This window comes from Paenibacillus yanchengensis (genome assembly GCF_042684845.1).
Lineage (GTDB): Bacteria > Bacillota > Bacilli > Paenibacillales > Paenibacillaceae > Pristimantibacillus > Pristimantibacillus yanchengensis.
The window spans coordinates 1-712 of sequence record NZ_JBHUMH010000004.1 but is presented as its reverse complement, the minus strand read 5'-3'; the positions used below and the strand labels follow the sequence as shown (position 1 = coordinate 712).

The 712-nt window shown below is 46.6% G+C and carries 2 tRNA genes and 1 rRNA gene; all 3 read left to right on the top strand.

Annotation, left to right across the window (positions count from 1 at the left end):
• Position 1: 1 nt before the first annotated feature.
• The 3 genes from rrf to ACFSTH_RS00725 all read left to right on the top strand — a co-directional run bounded on the left by rrf (position 2) and on the right by ACFSTH_RS00725 (position 460).
• A 5S ribosomal RNA gene (rrf, locus tag ACFSTH_RS00735) occupies positions 2-118 on the top strand.
• Between the two features lie 115 nt (positions 119-233).
• Positions 234-310 (top strand) — tRNA-Ile (locus tag ACFSTH_RS00730).
• Between the two features lie 74 nt (positions 311-384).
• Positions 385-460, top strand: a tRNA-Ala gene (locus tag ACFSTH_RS00725).
• Positions 461-712 lie beyond the last annotated feature (252 nt).

Here is a 712-nt window from a genome sequence, read left to right as displayed (position 1 = left end):
GTTTGGTGGCGATGGCGGAGGGGAACCACACGTACCCATCTCGAACACGACCGTTAAGTCCTCCAGCGCCGATGGTACTTGAACCGCAGGGTTCTGGGAGAGTAGGATGCTGCCAAGCGGGTATTATCTTGATGAAGAGCAATTATAACTTCATCCACAAAGCAAAACTGGCATGTGAGCATGTTCGTTGGCTACATACCAAGTTTGTTTTTTGTTTCGAGAAGTGTTAATTAGGGCCTTTAGCTCAGCTGGTTAGAGCGCACCCCTGATAAGGGTGAGGTCGGTGGTTCGAGTCCACTAAGGCCCACCATTGTTGTTATTATCGGAAATCCGAAAAACAATTATAAAAAACTCAATACTTCACGTCAGTTCATGACGTTATATGGGGCCATAGCTCAGCTGGGAGAGCGCCTGCCTTGCAAGCAGGAGGTCAGCGGTTCGATCCCGCTTGGCTCCACCAAATTAGATATTATAAGCAATACCATCTATTGCACCTTGAAAACTGGATAGGAACAAACAAGCAAGACACATCGAAGCTGAAGTTCAAGCGTGTAGCGATGTATAAGTGCCTTATGCAAATAAGTGCTTCTATATGGTTATGCGAACCTTGTTCATGGCGTTATTGCTGTGGCAAGATAATATATGTAAGTCTAGGTTAAGCTAGTAAGAGCGTACGGTGGATGCCTAGGCACCAGGAGCCGAAGAAGGACGT